Genomic DNA, 19,015 nt, shown 5'->3' on the forward strand with positions numbered 1-19,015 from the left:
CGCGGCAGCACGCGGTGCGCGCCCCCGCTGTCGCCGGGCGCCCGGGCCCCCGCCCCCAGCGCTTCGGGGCGCGCGCCCCCGGGAACCGCCCGGGGCCGCCTCCCCGGGGGCCCCCCGTGTCCCCCCCCGCCCCCCACACCCGTTCCCGCCGGGCCCCGGCGACGGACAGCTTCGACCTGCCCGGACCCCACCGGCCCGGCCCGCCGCTGCGCGCGTCCGTCCTCCGGGACCTTCGCCGCAGCGCCCGCAGCCGCGCCGCCGCGCAGGCGGCGGGCCGCCGACCGCAGCCCGAGACCGTCACCCGCCGCGTGGAGATCCGCACCCTGGCCCGCTACCTGCGCGACCCCTTCGTGGCCCGCTGGGCCGCCTACGACGAGGGGCGCGCCCGGCGGCGGCTGCGGGACGCGACCACGGCCCTGGTGCGCCTCGCCCGCACAGACCCGCGCGCCCTGGCGGACGCCGACATCCCCCCGGCCCGCCACCGACGCGCCGGCCTCTGGCTGGCGTGACCGCCGGGGCCCACGTCCGGGGTCACCGGGGCCTACGGCCGGGGTCGCCGGGGCCCACGGCCGGGGCGCGCCAGGGCCCACGACCCGGGTCGCCGGGGCGGGCGTACTCCGTGCGCCCGCGTGCGAGACCCCGGCTCACGCCTGCGGCGATCGCGCGTCGTAGCGGGCGAAGGCGGGCCAGCGGGCGGCGAGCACGGCGAGTGCGGCGACGCACGCCAGGCCGCCGCCGGTGACGGCGACGGTCGGTGAGGTGAGGTCGGCGGCGGCGCCGGCCAGGAACTCGCCGAGCCGGGGGCCGCCGGCCACGACCACGATGAAGACGCCCTGGAGCCGGCCGCGCATCTCGTCGGGCGTGGCCGCCTGGAGCATCGTGGAGCGGAACACCATCGAGACGGTGTCGGCGCAGCCGGCGAGGGCGAGGAAGAACAGACCCAGCCAGAGGTTCCGGGTCAGCCCGAACACGGCGATGGCCAGCCCCCACGCGGCCACGGACAGCAGGATCGCCAGACCGTGCCGGCGGATGCGGCCCTGCCAGCCGGAGAGCAGCCCGCCCAGCAGCGCCCCGACCGCCGGGGCCGCCGCCAGCAGGCCCACGGTCCTGGCGTCACCGCCGTACCAGAGCACGGCGACGGCCGGGAACAGCGACCTGGGGTGGGCCAGCACCATCGCGCACATGTCGGTGAAGAAGGTCATCCGGATGTTGGGCCGGGTGCCCAGGAAGCGCAGCCCGTCCAGCACCGACGCCCGGCCCCGCTCGTCCCCGCCCCGCTCCGGGCGCATCGACGGCAGCCGCCACATCGCGTACAGCGCGGCGGTGAAGGCGGCGACGTCGATCAGATACGCCGCCTCGTAGCCCCAGCGGCCGGCGATCAGCCCGCCGAGCATCGGGCCCACGGTGGCCCCGAAGGTGGTGGTCAGCGAGGTCAGCGCGTTGGCGGCGGGCAGCTGCTCGGGCGGCAGGAGCTTGGGGATCATCGCGGACCGGGCGGGCGAGTTGAGCGCCCCGCACACGGACTGGAGCGCGACCACGGCGTACAGGAACCACACCCGGTGGAAGCCCAGCAGGGCGGCCGTGGCGAGCGCGACGGACAGCGCGGCCGCGCCGGCGGCGCTGTACAGGCCGAGCGTGCGGCGGTCGACGGTGTCGGCGACGGCGCCGCCGTAGAGCCCGAAGACGACGAGCGGGACGAGCGAGAAGAGGCCGACGAGGCCGACGGAGAAGCTGGAGTGCGTGATGTCGTAGACCTGGAGCGAGACCGCGAGGGCGGTCATGGCCTGTCCCGCCCAGGAGATCGTGTTGCCGATCCACAGCCGCCGGTAGTCGGGGGACGTCCGCAGCGGGGTCAGATCGGCGAATATCCGCCGCCGGGGGCGGGGCGCGGCGGTGGCGCCGGGCGGGGTTTTCGAGGTCGTAGGGGTCACAGCGGACGATAACCGGCCAGGATTCGCCATCTCGAGTGCTTATTCCTTTCATCATGTGAATGCAACAGCCACCCCATCCGGACCGGTGGGATCGCACAGCCCCGCTCAGGTGCCGCTCAGGTCCTCCTCAGGTCCCGCTCAGTCCCGCCCAGCCCCTACCCGCCGCGTCCCGGCCCGCCCGCCATCGCGCCACGTCCGCTGGACATTTGACTGAATCGCCGTGCGCTTCCCGCCACCCGTTCACCTCATGATGAAACGACTCGTATGTCCAGGGAGGCGTAGTGATCGAACCTGGCAAAGGCACCGCGAGCAACAATCTCCGGACTCTCGGAACTCTCGGGCGTACCGGGACGGTCCCCCTCACCCTCGGCGTCGAGGAGGAGTTCCTCCTCGTCGACGCGCACACCTTCCGGGTGGTCCCCGCCGCCCCGCTGGTCATCGCCGCGGCCGAGGACCTGCCGCACCACGTGCACGCCGAAGGCACCCGCTACCAGGTGGAGATCTCCACCCCGGTCGCCGAGTCCTCCGCCGGCCTGCGCGCCGAACTCGCCGCCCTGCGGGGCACCCTCGCCAGGGCTGCCCGCGCCCACGGCTGCCGGCTGCTGGCCAGCCCCTCGCCCGTCCTGGCCGTGGACGGCCCGCTGCACCTGACCGACGACGAACCGCGCCAGCGCGAACAGGCCCGCCGGTTCGGCGCGCTCACCGACACCCTCGTCAGCTGCGGGCGGCACGTCCACATCGGCACCTTCGACGTGGACACGGCGGTGGCCGTGTCCAACCGGGTCAGGAACTGGCTGCCCACGCTGATCGCGCTGGCGGCCAACTCCCCGTTCTGGAACGGCCGCGACACCGGCCACGCCAGCTGGCGCGCCATGGCCTGGTCGTCCTGGCCCTCGGCCGGACTCCCGCCGCACTTCGGGTCGACCGCGCACTACCAGCGCTCGGTGCAGATCCTGCTGGGTTCGGGGGCCGCCCTCGACACCAAGATGGTCTACTGGGACCTCCGCCCGTCCGGACGCTGGCCCACGCTGGAGTTCCGGGCCCCGGACATGTCGGCGGACATCGACACCGCCGTGCTCCAGGCCGAGCTGGTCCGGGCCCTGGTCGCCACCGCCCTGCGCGAACTGGCCGACCACCGCCCGGAGCCCCCCGTACGGGAGGACGTACTGCGCCTGGCACGCTGGCGGGCCGCCCACGACGGTCTGGAGGGGTTCGGCCTGGACCCCTTCACCGGCACCGAACTCCCGGCGGCCGACCTCGCGGAGGCCCTGCTGGACCTCGTGGCACCGGAGCTGGCGGCCGCCGGCGACCTGGACCACGCGGCCCGCACGCTGTCCGCCCTGCTGCGCGACGGCTCCGGCGCCCACCGCCAGCGCGCGGCCTTCGCCCGCCGCCGCGACCTGGGCGACGTACTGCGCCATCTGCTGGACGCGACGGAAGTCCAGTGACTGTGCGCCGATGAATCGACCGAGAGCTCACCGGGAGCTCACCGGGACGCCGGATCCAGCCAGGGTCGTCGTCCCGGTCCGGTGGGGTGCGTGCCGTTGACGCCCATGACCACCGAGTACAGGCTGGTCTCCGCGGCGATGAAGAGGCGGTTGCGCTTGGCGCCGCCCCAGGCGATGTTGGCGACCGTCTCGGGGACGTTGAGGCGGCCGATCAGGGTGCCGTCGGGGTCGTAGCAGTGCACGCCGTCGTCCATCGCGGCGACCCAGAGCCGGCCGCCGTCGTCGAAGCGGAGGTTGTCGAAGCGGGCCTTCTCGCCGGCCCGCGCCTCGGCGAAGACCTTGCCCTCGGACAGGGTGCCGTCGTCGCGTACGTCGAAGACCCGGATGAAGCCCGCCCGGGTGTCGGAGACGAACAGCTGCCGCTCGTCGGGCGAGAACACCAGCCCGTTGGGCGCGCCGAAGCAGTCCGCGACGAGTCGCACTTCGCCCGTGGCCGGATCGATCCGGTAGACGTTGTTGGAGCCGATCTCGCTCTGCGCGCGGTACCCCTCGTAGTCGCTGGTGATGCCGAAGTCCGGGTCGGAGAACCAGATCGAGCCGTCGGACTTCACGGCCGCGTCGTTCGGGCTGTTCAGACGCTTGCCCTGCCAGCGGTCGGCCAGCACGGTGACGGTGCCGTCGTGTTCGGTCCGGGTCACCCGGCGGTTGCCCTGCTCGCAGGTGATCAGCCGGCCCTCGCGGTCGAGGGTGTTTCCGTTGGTGTGCCCGGCGGAGCGGCGGAAGACGCCGACCGCGCCGGTCTCCTCGTCCCACCGCAGCATCCGGTCGTTGGGGATGTCGCTCCACACCACCTGGCGCCAGGCGGGCACGTAGACCGGCCCCTCGGCCCAACGGCAGCCGGTGAACAGGACCTCCAGCGCTTCGTCACCGTTCATGCACCGCCCGGTACGGAACCGGTCGTCGAGCATCTCGTACAGCCCGGGGCGCTCACCGCTCACAGGGTCCACTCCTCACGAAAGACACCGTATGCCGCATGTCGAATATCAGTCGGCCGGAAACGAACATTGCAAGATGAGGTACGGTCTCTGCAAGAAGATTCCGAATGGAGAGTTGTGGATCACATCGATCGCGCGCTGCTGGCCCTGCTCCAGCAGGACGCCACCCAGTCCTACGCCACGCTGGGACAGGGCGTCGGCCTGTCCGCCGGCGCCGCCCACGAGCGGGTACGGAAGCTGCGCGAGCGCGGCGTCATCCGGCGCACCACCATCGAGGTGGACCCGGCCGCGACGGGCAGCGCCGTCCTGGCCTACGTGATGGTCGACTCGACGTCCTGGATGGGGGATTCGGCGCAGGACTTCGCCGCACTCCCCGAGATCCTGGAGGCGCACGTCATCGCCGGCAGCGCCTCGGTGCTGGTGAAGGTCAGGACCGCGACCACCGAGCAACTGCAGGACGTGCTGCGCCGGCTCTACGCCATCGACGGGGTCAGCGGGACACAGGCCACAGTGGTCCTGGAAACCTTCTTCGAGCGGCCGCTCTCCCCACTGCCCCCGGATCAGACCTGATACTTGCCGGGCAGTGACGCCGTATCGAGCCGCACCGCCGGCGGATTACGACCCGGCCTGGTCCTTGTGCGCGCAGCCCCGGGCGTGGCGGCCGGCGACGCCGGTGAGCACGAGGGCGAACTCTGCCAGTGAGTGTTCCAGGGCCGCGCGCTGGTCGACGGCGTCGGCGAGGTCCAGGGCCATCTCGCAGATCCCGCCGTACAGCAGCGAGGCGAGTGGTTCGAGCGGCCGGTCGGGGATGCATCCGGCCTCGATCGCGATGACGAGTCCGCGCCGCATCTGCTCCTTGCATCCGGCCTGGATGTTGCGCATGGTCGACCAGTCGAGCGCGCCCGGCGCCTCGACCAGGGTTATCTTGCGTACGGACGGTTCCAGGGACGCCTCCAGCAGGGCCCGGCAGCCCGCGGCCATCCCGTCCCACGGATCCTGCTCGGCCCGGAACGCCCGCCGGACCACCAGGGAGAGCTTCTTCTGGTCGGCCGCGTAGACCTCCCGGAAGATGTGCTCCTTGTTCTTGAAATGGTGGTAGAACGCGCCGCGTGTCACGCCGGCTCCGGCGCAGATCGCGTCCAGCGAGGTGGCGGAGAAACCGTCGCCGGCGAAGAGCTCGCGCGCCGAGGCGAGCAACGCGCCAGTGGTCGCAGTGGTCCGTTCCAGCTGGCTGCGGCGCACATGAGTGTTCGTTGCCACTAGCGCTCCCCTTCCTCCTGCCCACGAGGATAGAAGAACGTACATGGCGTACGTATCTCAGGCGAGCCGTCGCCGGGGGCGTCCTCACGTCGAACCGATGGCGGCGGCCGGGACGGCAGTCAGCTGGGGCGTGCGTCCTGCAGGAGGATTTCGGCCAGTGCCTGCGGCGCGGTGACCATGGCGTCGTGGCCGACGTCCAGGACCGTGCTCGCCCAGCCGTTCTCCTCGGCAAGGCGGGGGAAGGGCATGGGCCCGTTCGGCGAGCAGAGCACCGCGCGGCAGTCGATCGCGTCGACGGCCCCGGAGAGCCGGGTCGGCTCGGAGAACGTCCGTCGGGGATGGGGTGTCAGCCTGGCCTCCAGCCAGGCCACTTGGTCCGGCTCCGTCACGCCGACGGCGGCCGCCGGGGAGGGCGGGATCAGACCGTCGACCGTGGCCGACTCGATCCAGTCACGGAAGAAGCCGGGCACCAGATCCTCCAGCGACTGCCCGTCCTGACCCGCCCAGGCGTCGACCATGGTGATGCGGGAGACGCGTTCGGGCATACGGTCGGCGGCTTCCCGTACGACCAGGCCGGCATAGCTGTGCCCGACGAGCACGACGTCCCGCAGGTCCTCGTACCTCAGCACGCCCAGGAGATCGTCCACGTGCGTGCGCAGCCCGATCCCGGGGCCGACGAGGTGCGCCCGTTCACCGAGACCGGTCAACGTCGGAGTGTGGACCTCGTGACCTGCCCTCCGCAGCAACTCCGCCGTCCGCCGCCAGCACCAACCGCCGTGCCACGCCCCGTGGACCAGGACGTACACCGTCATCGCACCGTTCATGAGCGCCACCTCCAGGAGGCAAGATACAAACATGCACCATGTATGTAAAGGTGGAAGGCGCAGGCCTCGTCGGGTTGTCCACGGGGGCACACCGGAGACAGCAGAAAGCCCGCGACCGCAGAAACCTTCCTGCGGTCACGGGCTACGGTGGGGCGGGTGGGACTCGAACCCACGGCCGACGGATTATGAGTCCCGAGAGCCCGTCCAGGACGATCAACCCTGACCCCGACCTGTCCTTACTTGCCTGGTCAGCGGCCCCTCGCCGTCCAGCTGAGTGACCCTCAACGGGCTCGGACCCCATCCGTCCGAGCCCGTCCGATCACGCATCGCTCACGCGCAGACCAGCAGCGCTGAATGCCCCGGCATGCACGGTTACAGCCCAAAGACTCTCGCCAACCGCCGGTCCGGACCCAGGAGCCCGCCAGGGAGCCCGGCTGACGACCAGCCCAAGTGTTCGCGTCCTCGTTCGGAACTAGGAGCGATCGTCGATAACGATGCGCGTCCTGGCCGCATCACCCTGCGAGGGAAGAGCCTCGGTGATGACGCCCGCAATCCGCCTGTAGTAGGTCGAGGCGAGCGCACGATCTTCCCGCGAGGTCGCGTGCAAGTCTTGAGCTGCATGCAAAGCACTGAGGATGGCGATCAGGGTTCGCCCGGAGATCGTCACCTTGGTTTGCTCGTCATCGTCGCCGTTAGTGGCTAGCCCAGGAACCCTGAAGTGAGCATTGCGGGCGCCCTGTTCCACGATGAAGGCCCAGGCATCACGGTGACAGATCAAGTCCGCTGCGCTGACGCCGGCGGCCTTCTCAAGTACCGCGTCCAGAGTCCACTCAGCGTCAGACGTTCGGTCTGGCGCATGCCGCTCCTCGAATTGGTCCGATTTCGTCTCGGCTTCCGAGGCGGACGGCGAGCTTTCGGTCAGTGGTCGGGATTCGGAACCCGAGGCTGATGATGGCGGGTTGGCTGCATCCGCCGTCCCGCTGAAAGCAACTGTCCGCTGTTCGGCAGCCACTCGACGCGCCGTCTCCAGCTCCAAACGCAGGGCTTCCGATTCACGGCGAGCTTCGGTGATCGTCTTGTGCGCATCGTTGAGCTCGCGACGGAGTTCCCGGAGCTCGTCCCGAAGATCTTGGAGACCGCTCTCCAAACTGCTCCCGAGGTGCTGACGGAGGTCAGCATTCATGCTTCGAAGCTCGGACAACCCACTGCGCAGTTCCTGTCCAAATTCGGAACGCAGCAGCGACATTTCTTCGACTACATGGTCGCCTTGCTCATCGAAGGAACGGCGGAAAATACTCACACTGGCCCCCTCTTAATACACAGCCCGGGACTTTCCAGACAATGCTGCCAAGATAGCCCTCAGATCTCCTCTGACTGATCCATCTACCCTGCTGGTATCCATGACCGCACATCGTGAAGACACTAGAGATCACGCCGCCAATACCTGCAAGCCGAGTCACGGGTCGAGAGCAACTGCCTGACCTGTGGCCACTTGACTGGATGACGGGGCGCGCACAACAACTCCGACGCCAGCCGGTGCCCCATCATGGAGAATGTGGTCAAGTCGAGCGCCCGCATCACCTGTCATCTCATGGCCGATTAGGACAACCAGTGGCTTCCACAAATCATTCCAAGGGTCTCGCACACGCGCGTCCCGGACGTGCGTGTGCCCCAGGGCGCGGAGCGCCGAGCGTGTCTGATCCGCGTGGGAACTAATGGCCTCCAGCGCACCCTCCAACGTGTCGTGCTGGGTGGTGTAACGGGTGACACCAGTTCGAAGAGGAACACCTGAAACATGGATATGAGGTCGGCGAGCATATGGCCTCTGAGTGAACTCGAAAGCAAGCTCTCCGAGCATCTGCCGGACCTCCTTCATAGGTCCATGGAGATCCATCCGACGCACCTGCTCGAGGTCCATGAATGTCAGCGTCACGCTGGGTCCCCAACCCATGAGCACAAGGGCTGGATATGCCGGTGGTATCGAATTCCCGTCAGAGAGGGGAGGTAAAACACGACGACTAGAGCAATGCCAGATCGCCTCAGGACCCTGGGACTGGAAGGGCGATATTGCCTCGGCGGCAGTTGCGAGGTTCAGCTCGATAGAGCCATCCGGTAACAGAAGGACTGACTTAACAGCGGGGAGGGCCCGGTTGGACCTGTGACTCTCATCAGCAAGGAGGCTTAGCGCGTGGTCCATCCTCTGCTTTCTGGGCGGATCAACGAAAGCCCCACTCTCCAGGTAGAAGCGGACAGGAACCGGCTCTCGGCCGCTGGGGTATGCATCTGGAGGAAGCTGGAGAGTGAAATGCTTCGGTGTGGGACTTGGATGCCCCGGCGTTCCCGTTGTGAAATCACGCGCGACTTCGGGTACAACCTCAGGGTCGGCCTCCATAGTCGGCGAGGAGCCCGAGACGAGTTCATCCAGTAGGCTCTCGATTAGTCGGAGCTGATTGGCGGTGTCATATCCACCATCCGATCGTTGAATGGCAGCCGGCTTGATGGCATTCAACCAGGTGACTGCATCTCCTGGAGGTAGCTCGGCAGCGACATCAACCGCGGCAGCAAGAAGGGCCTCAGGCGCAGCATTCACTGCGCGAGTAACGCTGTCGGCCAGGGCTGGCTGGTGTGTGGTGGCGCGCGCCAAGACTGTCATGGCACGGTGCCGCTGAACGGGGGAAAGGTCCACGTCTGGGAGGATATGAGCCACGAGCTCGCCGTCGGTGTCGCGGTCCGCACGAACAATGAGTTCGGCGGCAAGCACATCCGGGCTCATCGCCCCCCAGCGCGCGCCGTCGGTCGCAGGGTACAGGTCGGCAAGCATCTGTTCGACTCGGCGCATAACGTCGCGATCCGGGAGTTGCAGACTGCCGAAATCACGGTCGTGGAAGCGAAATGCCGCTACGACAGCGTTCAGCGCGTCACGGCGCTCTTCGGCCCCGACTATGCGCTGAACGGCAACAAGCTCGCGCAGCAGGTCCGACTGGCGCGGAAAGATGGCTTCGAGGCCATGGGAACGCACACTATGCCGCCAGTAGCGTGTCTCATGTGCCAACAGCACATCAACTGGACGGATGGTGTCGACTGCGGAGACATCGGTTCGCTCCAACACCTGCGCCAGTGCCGCCATATGGATGGAGACGACGAGTTCGTCTGTCGGTTCCGCCGAAAGGCCACCATCGACGGCCTCAGGGTCCGATCCGGACTCGCCGTAATTTGCTGGACCGCCCTGTGCCGCAAAGCGCGCAATACGCTCACGGAACGCTTTGGTAGCGATATTGAAATTGCCGGCGCGCGAGTGAGCCGCCGAAGCCGTCAGCCGTACCACGGTGCCCCTGTCCATCACGGGGGAGCCCTGCCACTCCAGCTGAAGATATTTCCACCACCGCTGCGCGGGCCTGGCCAAAAGAAGCACCCGAACCTTATCGTAAGCGTGGCGAGCACTTTTGAACAGTCTCAGTACCTGCTCCACCTGGTCCACTCGTGTCTCTGCGTAGTCAAGGACCAGCAACAGCGGTCGGATGTTGGCTGCCAGCGATTCCAGCGAACCACTAACTCGCTGCACATCGGACAGAAACCCGGCGGTCCAGGGCGAGCGCCGCTGCGTCATGCGCCGCATCAACTCTGTCGCCAGTCTGGTCTTTCCCACGCCACCCGGACCGAAGACCACAGCTACATCTACCACTCGCCTGCTGGTACACCACGACGTCAGGTCCGCGAGTTCCTGATCCATTCCTGTGAAGGGCACCACCTCGGCCTGTGGTGAGAGGAGATACGAAGGCGAGAGATGCGGAACAGGAGGGGCATGGAACAAAGGACTCTGATCTGCCGACTCCAACTGCGGTGTGATTCCTGTGTGTGCAGCCACGGCAGCGGTGAAGTCGCCGAGCTCTAGCAGGCGCCGCACCGGCAGGGCCCAAAGCGTTCGATTTCTCCAGGCATCTGGTACCGCCTGCACCAGGCCGATGAGGATCTCATTGCAGAACAGGCCGGCGCCCGACAGACCGCTCCATCCTTTCTTCAGTCGCTCGCCGTCCGGAACTGAATTCGCAACATCGACATCGTACTTCGCGGCATTAATACCTGTAACTGCGCTGACGTGCCCGATAATCTCCCGGTTGTCATGCACTACGGCTTGGCTGCCATCCGGGTTTGCGAAGGTACGATGTGCGGCCTTCGGGAAACCGACAGCTGAGCACTTAGATTGGGTCGTTGGCGCTGAACACGTCAGCTCGCCCCATCTGGCTGGTACTAAGTCCCGGCCCAGCCGACCAGGGTCGCCCGACAGAAGCACCGCATCCAGGTCACGGTCGCCAACCCATACAACCTCGACAGGGTGCACTTGTCGGTCACGCAGGACCCGCACCCGAATCTGTCCACCGGGCACGGGCGCTCGGCCGCTGCTCTGCGCTACAACATGCAACGCAGTCAGCACCAGGCCAGGGGCGATCAAGGATCCCGACCCACATCCCCCGCTTTGGCCGAGCACCTCCACGGTGCGCGACCAGCTCGCAGCCTCCACCGCGGCCTCGGCTATTCAAACAAACCCTGGCCGACCGTGTCTCCGAAATCGCTAGCAGACCCGTTAATCAGCACATGGTCTGAGCCATCGACCTCAAGGTTCACCGTTAGCCGGTGAGTCCGCGACCGCGACCACTCACCCTTCGCATCCGTGGATACGACAAACGCCTTCACACCGCCCGATGCCGTCCCACTGGCCCGGAGCTCAATTCCCAGGTCTAGCGTCACCTCTTTGACTTTAAACCGGATCGCAGCGCCGTTGCCTTCCTGCTGGGCCGCAATGAGACCTGCGCGCACAGCATTGAGTGCCTCAGCCAGCTCAGTCCCGTCTTGGTCCACGGACCCTCCCCCTATGGTCGCTTCGTGATCGATTCTGCGGCAACGGACCGTCCACCGCAGGCACTTCTCCACACTTCCCATCTTGCGAGCACCCCGAAGCGGATCAGATCCAGCCACCCGAACCGCTCTGGCAACCCAGCCGAGGAGGTAGGTGCCAGCGACGCAGTTGCCTCGGGGTCGTCAGACCCCCTGGACAGCACTTCGAGCGCGCTGGGTAAGTGCCTCCGAAAGCTGGGGGTGGGACTGTCATCGGCCGCCTACGTCGTCAGTCGCCGCTGATTGGTCAGGTCCCCGTCGCCGGCGACTCCCCGTGCTCCAGATAGACAGTCTGGTTGGCCGTTCGTGCCTGGATGGCGGCGGCGATTCGGCGTGCCAGGCGGGGGATAGTGAGCTCCGCTACCTGGGTAGCGTTGTGGAAGTCGTAGCCGCGGAGCTCGTCGGCTTGCAGTGCGATCTGTCGGCGGTCATCTGCGCTCAGGCGGCCGCCGTCGAAGAGGTAGAGGACCTTGTCCCCCTCTCCAGGGTTCGGTGCCCAGTCGACGACCAGCAGGCGGCCGATGTGCGGTGCGATGCCGAGTTCCTCCTGGACCTCACGCACGCAGGCTTGTCGGGGCGACTCTCCCTCCTCGACGTAGCCCCCAGGGATGTCGCGATAGTCCTTGTAGGACGGCTCGACGAGGAGTACTCGATCGGCTTCGTCGAAGAAGAGGGCGCCGGCTGCCATGCGGGGCCGGGCCATCTTGGCTTCGTGCTCGTTCTCGCTCACGGATCGGACTCTAGCTGCCCGCGACTAGGCCCAGCCTGCGGGCCAGGTCTGCGACGGGATGGGCAGGCCTGCCCCTGGTGCCGCGTATCCAGCCGATGACCAGTTCCCGGCTCAGGTAGTGGTGGCGCACCTGCTCGGGGGCGGTCTGTTCTGCTTCCAGCAGGACGGCCAGGGCTTCGTCGGTGCGGTTCCAGGCGCTCAGTGTCTTGGCGACTTCGAGGCTGTGCCGTACGCGCCGCTCCACGGGCAGGCCGGTTGTGTCGATTCGCGAGCCCAGGTCCGCGGCGATCTGGATGTCGCCGAGTTCGCCGGCGGTGGCCACGCAGTGGATGGCCACGTTGGTCGGACCGAAGGCGGTCCACATGTGATTGGCGTCGGCGCCGAGTCGTTGCGCGGCCTGGTTCGCCTCGCGGAGGAATGTCTGCGTGGTTGCCCGGTCTTCTGCCCGTGCGGCGGCCATCGCGCCGGTGAGGAACAGCGTGCCGTACACCGAGAGGTACTCGTCGTTGGCGTTGCTCAGCTCCGGCTGCATGACGGCTGCTGCGTCGTTCACCAGCTGGACCGCGGCTGTGAAGCGTCCGGTAGCCAGGAGGCAGTGCGTGACCGCTCGGAAGAGCGATCCTGTGACTTCGCTGCGGCCGCTGTGCTGCGCTGCTGCCAGACCGCGGTCCGCGGCGATCCATGCCAGCTCGGACTCTCCGACCTTGCCCAGCACCATGGCGGCGCCGTGGTAGGCGAGGGCGAGAAGGGCGTGTGCCTCCTCCGCCTCGTGCCCCGAGTATGCGCGGGACGCGGCGAGTGCATCGGCCAGGACAAGGGGGAGACGCCGGGTGGCGAAGCCGTACCGAGATGCCTGGTAGGCATCGAGCACGTCGCTGACGTTGCCTCGGAGGTCCTGCAGGGCGGGTGGTTCCTCGTCGCTGACGGCTCCGAGTAGAGGGGCGAGCTGCTGGTAGTCCATCAGCGTTTCGCGCAGCGCAGGAACCGTCCGGTGGCCGCTGTCGGCTGACCACTCCATGAGCGCCGGCTCGGCGAGCAGGTCTCCGAGGGAGACGTCGAGGGCGTCGGCGAGTGAGGTGATCACGGACAGGCGATCGAGTTCGATCCGGTTGTTCTCTGCCTTGCTCAGCCAGTCCGTCGTACGCCCGACGAGGCCGGCCAGTACCTCTTGGGAGAGGCCACGCCGACGCCGGTACCAGGCGACGCGCTCGCCGATGGTCAGGTTCTCTGTCATACCTCGCATGTCCTGATCATCACCTCGTGGCCGAAGTGAACCCCGGAAGGTTTTTCCGGGGTGTCACCGGGCGCCCTGGCTACTGTCGCAGCAGACCGAGAACACCGCCGGGAGATGCGAACAACTCGTTCTGCATCGACCGGCTTTGGCAAATGACGCTCGTCCGTTCCACCCGTCTTCCTCAGGCAGAGAGATCGGAGATGGCACAGCCATGACGCCCGCACCGCGAGATCCCGAAGGAGCCATCCAGGCCGTATCGCAGCGCCCCCCGACCGTCGAAGCCGGGGCCGGCTGGAGTTCGCTGCCGGAGTGGCTCACGGTTCGCGCGCTCGTGATCGACGCGGGCACCGGCCGCCGGGGGGAGGTGCAGCCGTGGCCCTACTACTCCGAGAGGCCGCCCACCAGCGCCTGGCTGCGGCCGGAGGGCGGCGGGAGGGAGTGGACTGCCTCGATCGACAGCCTGCGGCCGGCTCGCGGCCAGCCGGCCGCGTGAAGCCTCAGCAGCTGTGGCAGCGGTTCGAGTGGGCCAGCGGGAGCTGTTTCCGCTGCGAACGGCTTGATGTCGAGGTGACAGTCATTGGCTCCATCGCCGTGGGCGACGTCAAGGTCGAGATCCACGCATGCAGGAAGTGTGTTTTCCGCCTGGAGCAGCTGCACTGGGTCCTCGCCGGGCGATAGTCTTGGCCACTTGGCCGATAACCCTTCTATCTGTCAACTGGCTGGCGCATAAGGGGGTTTCGGCGCCGGTAACCTCAGGCGGGCGAGGCGCTGAGCGCCCGCCATATGGCTTGCCTGAAAGCTGAAAGGGAATCGATGGCCCAGGATCAGGAAAACACCGTGGAGCGCACGCTCGTCCTCCTCAAGCCCGACGCTCTGGTCCGCGGCTTCGGCGGGAAGATCATCGCCCGTTTCGAGGACGCGGCCCTGAAGATCGTCGGCATCAAGATGAAGCAGATGGACGCCGAGTTCACCCGACGCCACTACTTCGACCTGGAGGAGCGGCTCGGCCCGGAGGTCTACAACCTCACCGCGACCTTCATGCAACAGGGCCCGGTCATCGCGCTCGTCCTGGAGGGCTTCGACGCCGTCGCGACGGTCCGGAAGATCGTCGGCAGCACGTACCCGAACGAGGCCCCCGCCGGCACGATCAGGGGCGACTTCTCGCACTACAGCCGCGGCGCCAGCGCCGCCTCCGGGAAGGCCGTGGCGAACCTCGTGCACGCCTCGGGCAACAAGGAGGAGGCCGACATGGAGGTCGACCTCTGGTTCGACAAGGACGAGCTCCACGACTACCGCACGCTGGCGGAGATCTTCACGTACTGAGCCCGGACGGATGTCACCTATCGGCTGTCGACGCGTTGAACACCACCAGGCACCATCGTAGGAGAGAAGACATCATGAGCAGCACGACCCGCGTCGCCTCCGTAGCCGAGCTGGAGAACGTCTTCCAGCAGGAGTTGGCCACCGACCTCTGGGCCGCCGCGGAGACCGCCTTCGCCCTCGCCACGCGCAGCCGTGACCTCGGCGAGTGGGAAAAGTCCCGCGAGTGGGCCAAGCAGTGCCTGACCCTGCTGGCCGGCTTCCCGGACGAGACCGAGGGCGACGTCGCCACCAAGCGGGTGTCGGTCGGCGGCGTCCCGCTGCCGAACTACCTGCACGAGGGCGTCCTGCGCGACCGCTTCGGCGACATCGACTGACGCACCATCCTGGCGGCGGTGCGGTACGCGGCTGCGGACCGCACCCCGCCATTCGCTGATCAACCACACATCGCATCCAACCGAGCCACCCCCGCGCGTGGCCTGGCTCGGGCGGATCACCCGTGCCCGATTACGGAGAGGAGCCCCTGTGGCCATCGAGATCGAAATGCGCGCACGGTTCGACAAGAACGCCTACGACCAGCTCATCGATCGCCTGACGTCGGAGGCCGAGGACCTCGGCTGCGACGACAAGAAGATCTTCTTCTACGTCCTCCCCGACCAGCTACTGAAGGTCACCGACAACGTGGCCGCCGACTCGGCGAAGATCACGCTCAAGGCCGGCAAGATCGGCCAGGGCGCCGCCTTCCCCGAGACGGAGATCGCCATCGGCCGCGAGGACGTGCCGGCCGCGGTACGGATCTTCAACGCCCTCGGCTTCGAGGGCACCATGCACCAGGCGTTCAACCAGCGGCACAACTTCCGCCTCCGCGGCGTCGAGATCGCCGTGAAGTGGAGCGAGGCCTGGGGCCACCACGCCGAGTTCGAGGTGCTCCTGGACGAGGCCGCCGGGTTCACCGCGCAGGAGGAGGCCGCCGCCCGCATCCGCCACGTCGCCGACGAGCTCGGTGTCCGCCTGATGACGGAGCAGGAGCTGGCCGACTTCACGGCCGCCTTCGAGGCCGCCGAGCAGGAGCGCAAGGAGAGGGACGCGGCCGCCGCCGCGCCCGCCGGCTAGGCATCCGCTGTCGTAGACCACCACGAGGAGGTGGGTCCGATGAGCACGACCTCGGCGGCCGACAGTCTGGTCGAGCTGGCCGCGCGCAAGCAGCTTCCGCGCCACCAGTACACCGATCCCGCCACCGTTCGCTGGATCACCGCCAACCGGCCGGACTTCCCCGACGGCCCGCCTCCTCCCACCCTCCGGCCGATCTCGCAGGAGCTGGTGGCCCGCTCGGCCATCCCCAGCGAATGGCTGGCCGAGGCCAAGTGCCATGACTCCCTCCACGGCGTCCGGCACGCCATGCGCACCGCCGCCCTGGCGGCGCTCCTGGCCGAAGCCACCGGGCTCAGCGGCAACGACACCGCCACCCTCGTCCTGGCCGCGGCGCTCCACGACTGCCGCCGCGTCCACGACAAGGACGACCGCGGTCACGGCGCCCGGGCCGCCATCTGGCTCGCGGACAACGCCGACACCGTCTGGAGCCACTTCGGACTCACGGCGACACCCAGCCGGATCACCGCCGCCGGCACGGCCATCCGACTCCACGACCTGCCGTACGAGCACTTCGTCCCGGACGACCACACCGACCACAGCCACGCCGAGACGATCAGCGACCTGTTGAAGGCCGCCGACGCCCTCGACCGCTACCGGCTGCCCAAGCTCACCTGGTGGCCCGACCCCGCCCGCGTCCGTACCGACTCCTTTACCGGGTTACGCGCCACCGCCTTCGAGCTCGTCATCCGCTCCGAGGCCGCGTGGCTGGCCGGGGCGAGCGGCGCGGACGCCGTCCTCGCTGGGCTGGCACAGCTGGGGCTGATCACCTGATGGACTTCCTCGACGCCTACGAGCAGTGGGCCGACGCGCACGCGTTCTTCGATACACCGCCCTCATCCCCAGCCCCATGGACAGCCAGGACCCTCTCGCAGGCCAGTCCGCTGCGTGGGAGGACCGCCTGGCTGACACCCCCAACGGTCGGCTGCTGCGGGACAACGCCCTCTTCCGTGCGCTGAGCGGGGACGGCAAGCTCCACCTCCTACACGTTACGCACGCCCTGGAGCAGATCAGCGAGCACGGCACGCTCTACCCCTCCGGCGGCTGCCTGGTCGGCAGCGTCTACTGCGCGCCCCTCACCGCGACCGAGCGCGGCTTCCGCATGCACAACCTCGGCGAGTACATCCTGACCAAGGAAGCCCCAGCCTTCTCCGCCAAGGCCATGACCCCCAAGCGGACGCCCACGCCGTTGATCTTCGAGGTAACTCTCCCACCGCAGGCGTACCGAGGTCTGGCCGGCGTGGACTACCTCCGCCTCGGCTCGATCCACCTCCAGATCTACAGCCGCCTGGAGTACCTACTCTCGAAGACCGAGCGTCACCAACTGCGCGAGACCATCGTCAGCCGGATCAAGAACTCCACCGCCTTCCTCGCCCTGGCGGCTGCCGTCGCCTACCAGGGCGCGGCCGTCCAGCCCGACAGGTTCCTGCGGCTGCTGGACGAGACGATCCCCCGTTTGCCGATCCTCGGCTACGTGTACTTCGAGGCCCTGGCCGAGTACCTGATGCTGCATTCCACCGCCCCCGATACGCGCGGGCGGGCGGAGTACGGCGAGTTCGACAACTGGCTCTACAAGGAGATGCTGTTCGCTTCCTTCCCGGACATGGCAGGCAAGTTCGACCTGGCCAAGTTCCGGCCCTCGCCCACCGGCCTGGCCGCGCTCCTCGCCCGGATCGACCCGAGCCTCAACGCCCGCCACGCCCACAGCTACCTGACCGAGCGGATCAGCCATCTCGTCGCAGCTCGCCTCTTCACGCCCGGACAGGTGCCCGAAGCCTGGCACCGCACTCGCTGGGAGTTCGACAGCCTCTCCACCCAGCTCGGGCCGCTCCTCGGGCACCTCATCCACCGCGAGCTGCGCACGTTCGGCCGTTACCCGGACTTCTACTTCTACTTCGACCAGCACAAGGCGCTCCAGGCGTGGAACTACTGGAACCACATGGACATCATCACGCCCTTCAACGGGACCATCCCCAAGGGCGAGGTCGGCATCAACCCCGCGTACCCGGACCTGGAGTACCGGGTCTGGCGAGCCGAGCAGGACGAAACTGGCCGCCTCCAGCCCGCCGAGGAGCTCGACCTGACCATCGCCCCGCGTCTGGTCGACATCAAGTACACGCTCATGCGCAACAACCAGTGGACCGCCCCGACGCCTGCCACCGCCTGATGCGAGAGGACACCACTCCGATGAACGCCGACCGTACAAACGGCACCTCCATCGACCACCTGGGCGAGCAGATCACCGCCTTCCTGACCGACCCCGCGACCACGCACGGCCTGGGCCGAACCCTCCGCGCCGCGGCCAAGGAAATCGAGCTCAGCCGGTACCACAGGGCCAGCCAGCAGGCGTTCCCCAGCGGCCGGATCGACGCGGCCCCGAAGAACGTCCAGGTCGGCGGGGGTGCCCACCGCGTCGACGGCTTCTTCAACATCGACGCCGTCCCGCCGGCCGACCTGCTGTGGGACGTCCGTGAAGGACTGCCGCTCCAGGACAACACGGTGGACGTGCTGTTCTCCGAGCACTTCCTCGAGCACATCGACTACCCGATGTCCGCCAAGCACTACGCCCGCGAAGCCCACCGGGTCCTCGCCGCCGGCGGCCAGCTCATCACCGGCGTCCCGGATGCGGCCTTCGTCCTCAGCCGGTACCCCACCGGACCTGCGCAGGCCGAGGAGATGATCGACCGCTGGTACGCCAAACGGAACTGCCGCCAGGACATCAACACCTACCTCGACCTGATCAACTACGTCTTCCGCGACCAGGACGACGACCCCACGTACACCCCGCACCTCTGGGCGTACGACGTGGACAAGCTCCGCCAGTTGTTCGCGGAGGCGGGCTTCAAGGCCGTGGAACCGTGGTCGTTCGATCCCGCGCTGGCCAACCCGAAGCGCGAATGGGCCAGCGTCTACGTCGTCGCGACCAGGTGACCTACGTATCGGCCAGCGGCAAGGGGGCCGGGCGCTGAGGATGGCGGCCGGTTCCACCGATCGGACCGCACGGTGCGGTCGCCCCTGCCGCTCGTGGAGCGGTCTCCGGCGCGACGCCGCCCGTTCGCGCAGCCCCCGACCCCACACCGGACCTGCCAGCGGCCCTCGGTCATTACCAGCGGCCTCGCCGGGGCCGTTTCCGGTGCGGGCCGTTTCCCGTGCCGGCTACGCGGACGCCAGAGTGTTCGGTGAGCTCCAGACTGTGATCACCCGCACACCTGGCACACACCACGGGGATGC

General features: G+C 68.1%; 17 protein-coding genes and 1 pseudogene. 9 read left to right on the forward strand and 9 right to left on the reverse strand.

Annotated elements, in window-relative coordinates:
* The first annotated feature begins 116 nt into the window (after positions 1–116).
* Complete coding sequence (locus tag GPJ59_RS10775) at positions 117–509, forward strand: hypothetical protein (RefSeq protein WP_258024194.1); 393 nt, start codon at positions 117–119, stop codon at positions 507–509.
* Between the two features lie 135 nt (positions 510–644).
* On the opposite strand, the gene GPJ59_RS10780 is transcribed toward GPJ59_RS10775, so the two are convergent.
* Positions 645–1,961 carry an MFS transporter gene (locus GPJ59_RS10780; protein WP_219666428.1) on the reverse strand — a complete coding sequence of 439 codons (1,317 nt, stop codon included), beginning with the start codon at positions 1,959–1,961 and terminating at the stop codon, positions 645–647.
* 251 nt (positions 1,962–2,212) lie between these two features.
* Here GPJ59_RS10780 and GPJ59_RS10785 point away from each other — a divergent pair, with 251 nt between their 5' ends.
* Positions 2,213–3,379 (forward strand): carboxylate-amine ligase, encoded by a 1,167-nt coding sequence (locus GPJ59_RS10785; protein ID WP_219666429.1) that lies wholly within the window; start codon positions 2,213–2,215, stop codon positions 3,377–3,379.
* Positions 3,380–3,417: 38 nt separating this feature from the next.
* Here the strand turns inward: GPJ59_RS10785 and GPJ59_RS10790 are convergent, their stop codons facing one another.
* Positions 3,418–4,377 (reverse strand): SMP-30/gluconolactonase/LRE family protein, encoded by a 960-nt coding sequence (locus GPJ59_RS10790; protein ID WP_308120238.1) that lies wholly within the window; start codon positions 4,375–4,377, stop codon positions 3,418–3,420.
* A 114-nt stretch (positions 4,378–4,491) separates the two neighbouring features.
* On the opposite strand from GPJ59_RS10790, the gene GPJ59_RS10795 reads away from it, so the two are divergent.
* Entirely contained in the window at positions 4,492–4,944 is a 453-nt protein-coding gene (locus tag GPJ59_RS10795) for an Lrp/AsnC family transcriptional regulator (protein WP_219666431.1), read from the forward strand.
* A gap of 45 nt (positions 4,945–4,989) precedes the next feature.
* Here GPJ59_RS10795 and GPJ59_RS10800 read toward each other — a convergent pair whose 3' ends face one another.
* The 7 genes from GPJ59_RS10800 to GPJ59_RS10830 all read right to left on the reverse strand — a co-directional run bounded on the left by GPJ59_RS10800 (position 4,990) and on the right by GPJ59_RS10830 (position 13,324).
* Positions 4,990–5,634 (reverse strand): TetR/AcrR family transcriptional regulator, encoded by a 645-nt coding sequence (locus GPJ59_RS10800; protein ID WP_308120239.1) that lies wholly within the window; start codon positions 5,632–5,634, stop codon positions 4,990–4,992.
* Between the two features lie 119 nt (positions 5,635–5,753).
* On the reverse strand, positions 5,754–6,458 hold the full coding sequence (locus GPJ59_RS10805) for an alpha/beta fold hydrolase (RefSeq protein WP_258024195.1): 705 nt from the start codon (positions 6,456–6,458) through the stop codon (positions 5,754–5,756).
* A 472-nt stretch (positions 6,459–6,930) separates the two neighbouring features.
* Complete coding sequence (locus GPJ59_RS10810) at positions 6,931–7,758, reverse strand: hypothetical protein (RefSeq protein WP_219666432.1); 828 nt, start codon at positions 7,756–7,758, stop codon at positions 6,931–6,933.
* Between the two features lie 156 nt (positions 7,759–7,914).
* Positions 7,915–10,977 carry a trypsin-like serine protease gene (locus GPJ59_RS10815; RefSeq protein ID WP_308120240.1) on the reverse strand — a complete coding sequence of 1,021 codons (3,063 nt, stop codon included), beginning with the start codon at positions 10,975–10,977 and terminating at the stop codon, positions 7,915–7,917.
* Between the two features lie 11 nt (positions 10,978–10,988).
* Positions 10,989–11,315, reverse strand: a complete 327-nt coding sequence (locus tag GPJ59_RS10820; protein ID WP_219666441.1) for a trypco2 family protein — start codon at positions 11,313–11,315, stop codon at positions 10,989–10,991.
* A gap of 283 nt (positions 11,316–11,598) precedes the next feature.
* Positions 11,599–12,081, reverse strand: coding sequence for an NUDIX domain-containing protein (locus tag GPJ59_RS10825; protein ID WP_219666443.1), 483 nt, complete (start codon positions 12,079–12,081; stop codon positions 11,599–11,601).
* 10 nt (positions 12,082–12,091) lie between these two features.
* On the reverse strand, positions 12,092–13,324 hold the full coding sequence (locus GPJ59_RS10830) for a helix-turn-helix domain-containing protein (RefSeq protein ID WP_258024197.1): 1,233 nt from the start codon (positions 13,322–13,324) through the stop codon (positions 12,092–12,094).
* A gap of 804 nt (positions 13,325–14,128) precedes the next feature.
* Here GPJ59_RS10830 and GPJ59_RS10835 point away from each other — a divergent pair.
* From GPJ59_RS10835 to GPJ59_RS10860, 6 genes and pseudogenes are all read left to right on the forward strand, one after another.
* The gene (locus tag GPJ59_RS10835; protein ID WP_219666445.1) at positions 14,129–14,638 is read left to right on the forward strand and encodes a nucleoside-diphosphate kinase; all 510 of its coding nucleotides are present in this window, start codon (positions 14,129–14,131) and stop codon (positions 14,636–14,638) included.
* A 74-nt stretch (positions 14,639–14,712) separates the two neighbouring features.
* Complete coding sequence (locus GPJ59_RS10840; RefSeq protein ID WP_219666449.1) at positions 14,713–15,012, forward strand: hypothetical protein; 300 nt, start codon at positions 14,713–14,715, stop codon at positions 15,010–15,012.
* A 148-nt stretch (positions 15,013–15,160) separates the two neighbouring features.
* Positions 15,161–15,748: a CYTH domain-containing protein gene (locus tag GPJ59_RS10845; RefSeq protein WP_219666450.1), complete on the forward strand. Its 588-nt coding sequence runs from the start codon at positions 15,161–15,163 to the stop codon at positions 15,746–15,748.
* 39 nt (positions 15,749–15,787) lie between these two features.
* The gene (locus tag GPJ59_RS10850; protein WP_219666452.1) at positions 15,788–16,558 is read left to right on the forward strand and encodes a hypothetical protein; all 771 of its coding nucleotides are present in this window, start codon (positions 15,788–15,790) and stop codon (positions 16,556–16,558) included.
* A pseudogene (locus tag GPJ59_RS10855) lies at positions 16,558–17,951 on the forward strand (hypothetical protein). Before GPJ59_RS10850 ends, GPJ59_RS10855 begins: the two are co-directional and overlap by 1 nt.
* A 20-nt stretch (positions 17,952–17,971) precedes the next feature.
* Entirely contained in the window at positions 17,972–18,715 is a 744-nt protein-coding gene (locus GPJ59_RS10860; RefSeq protein ID WP_219666453.1) for a class I SAM-dependent methyltransferase, read from the forward strand.
* The last annotated feature ends 300 nt before the right edge of the window (positions 18,716–19,015 follow it).

This window comes from Streptomyces bambusae (assembly GCF_019400985.1).
In the GTDB taxonomy this organism is placed as follows: Bacteria; Actinomycetota; Actinomycetes; order Streptomycetales; family Streptomycetaceae; genus Streptomyces; species Streptomyces bambusae_A.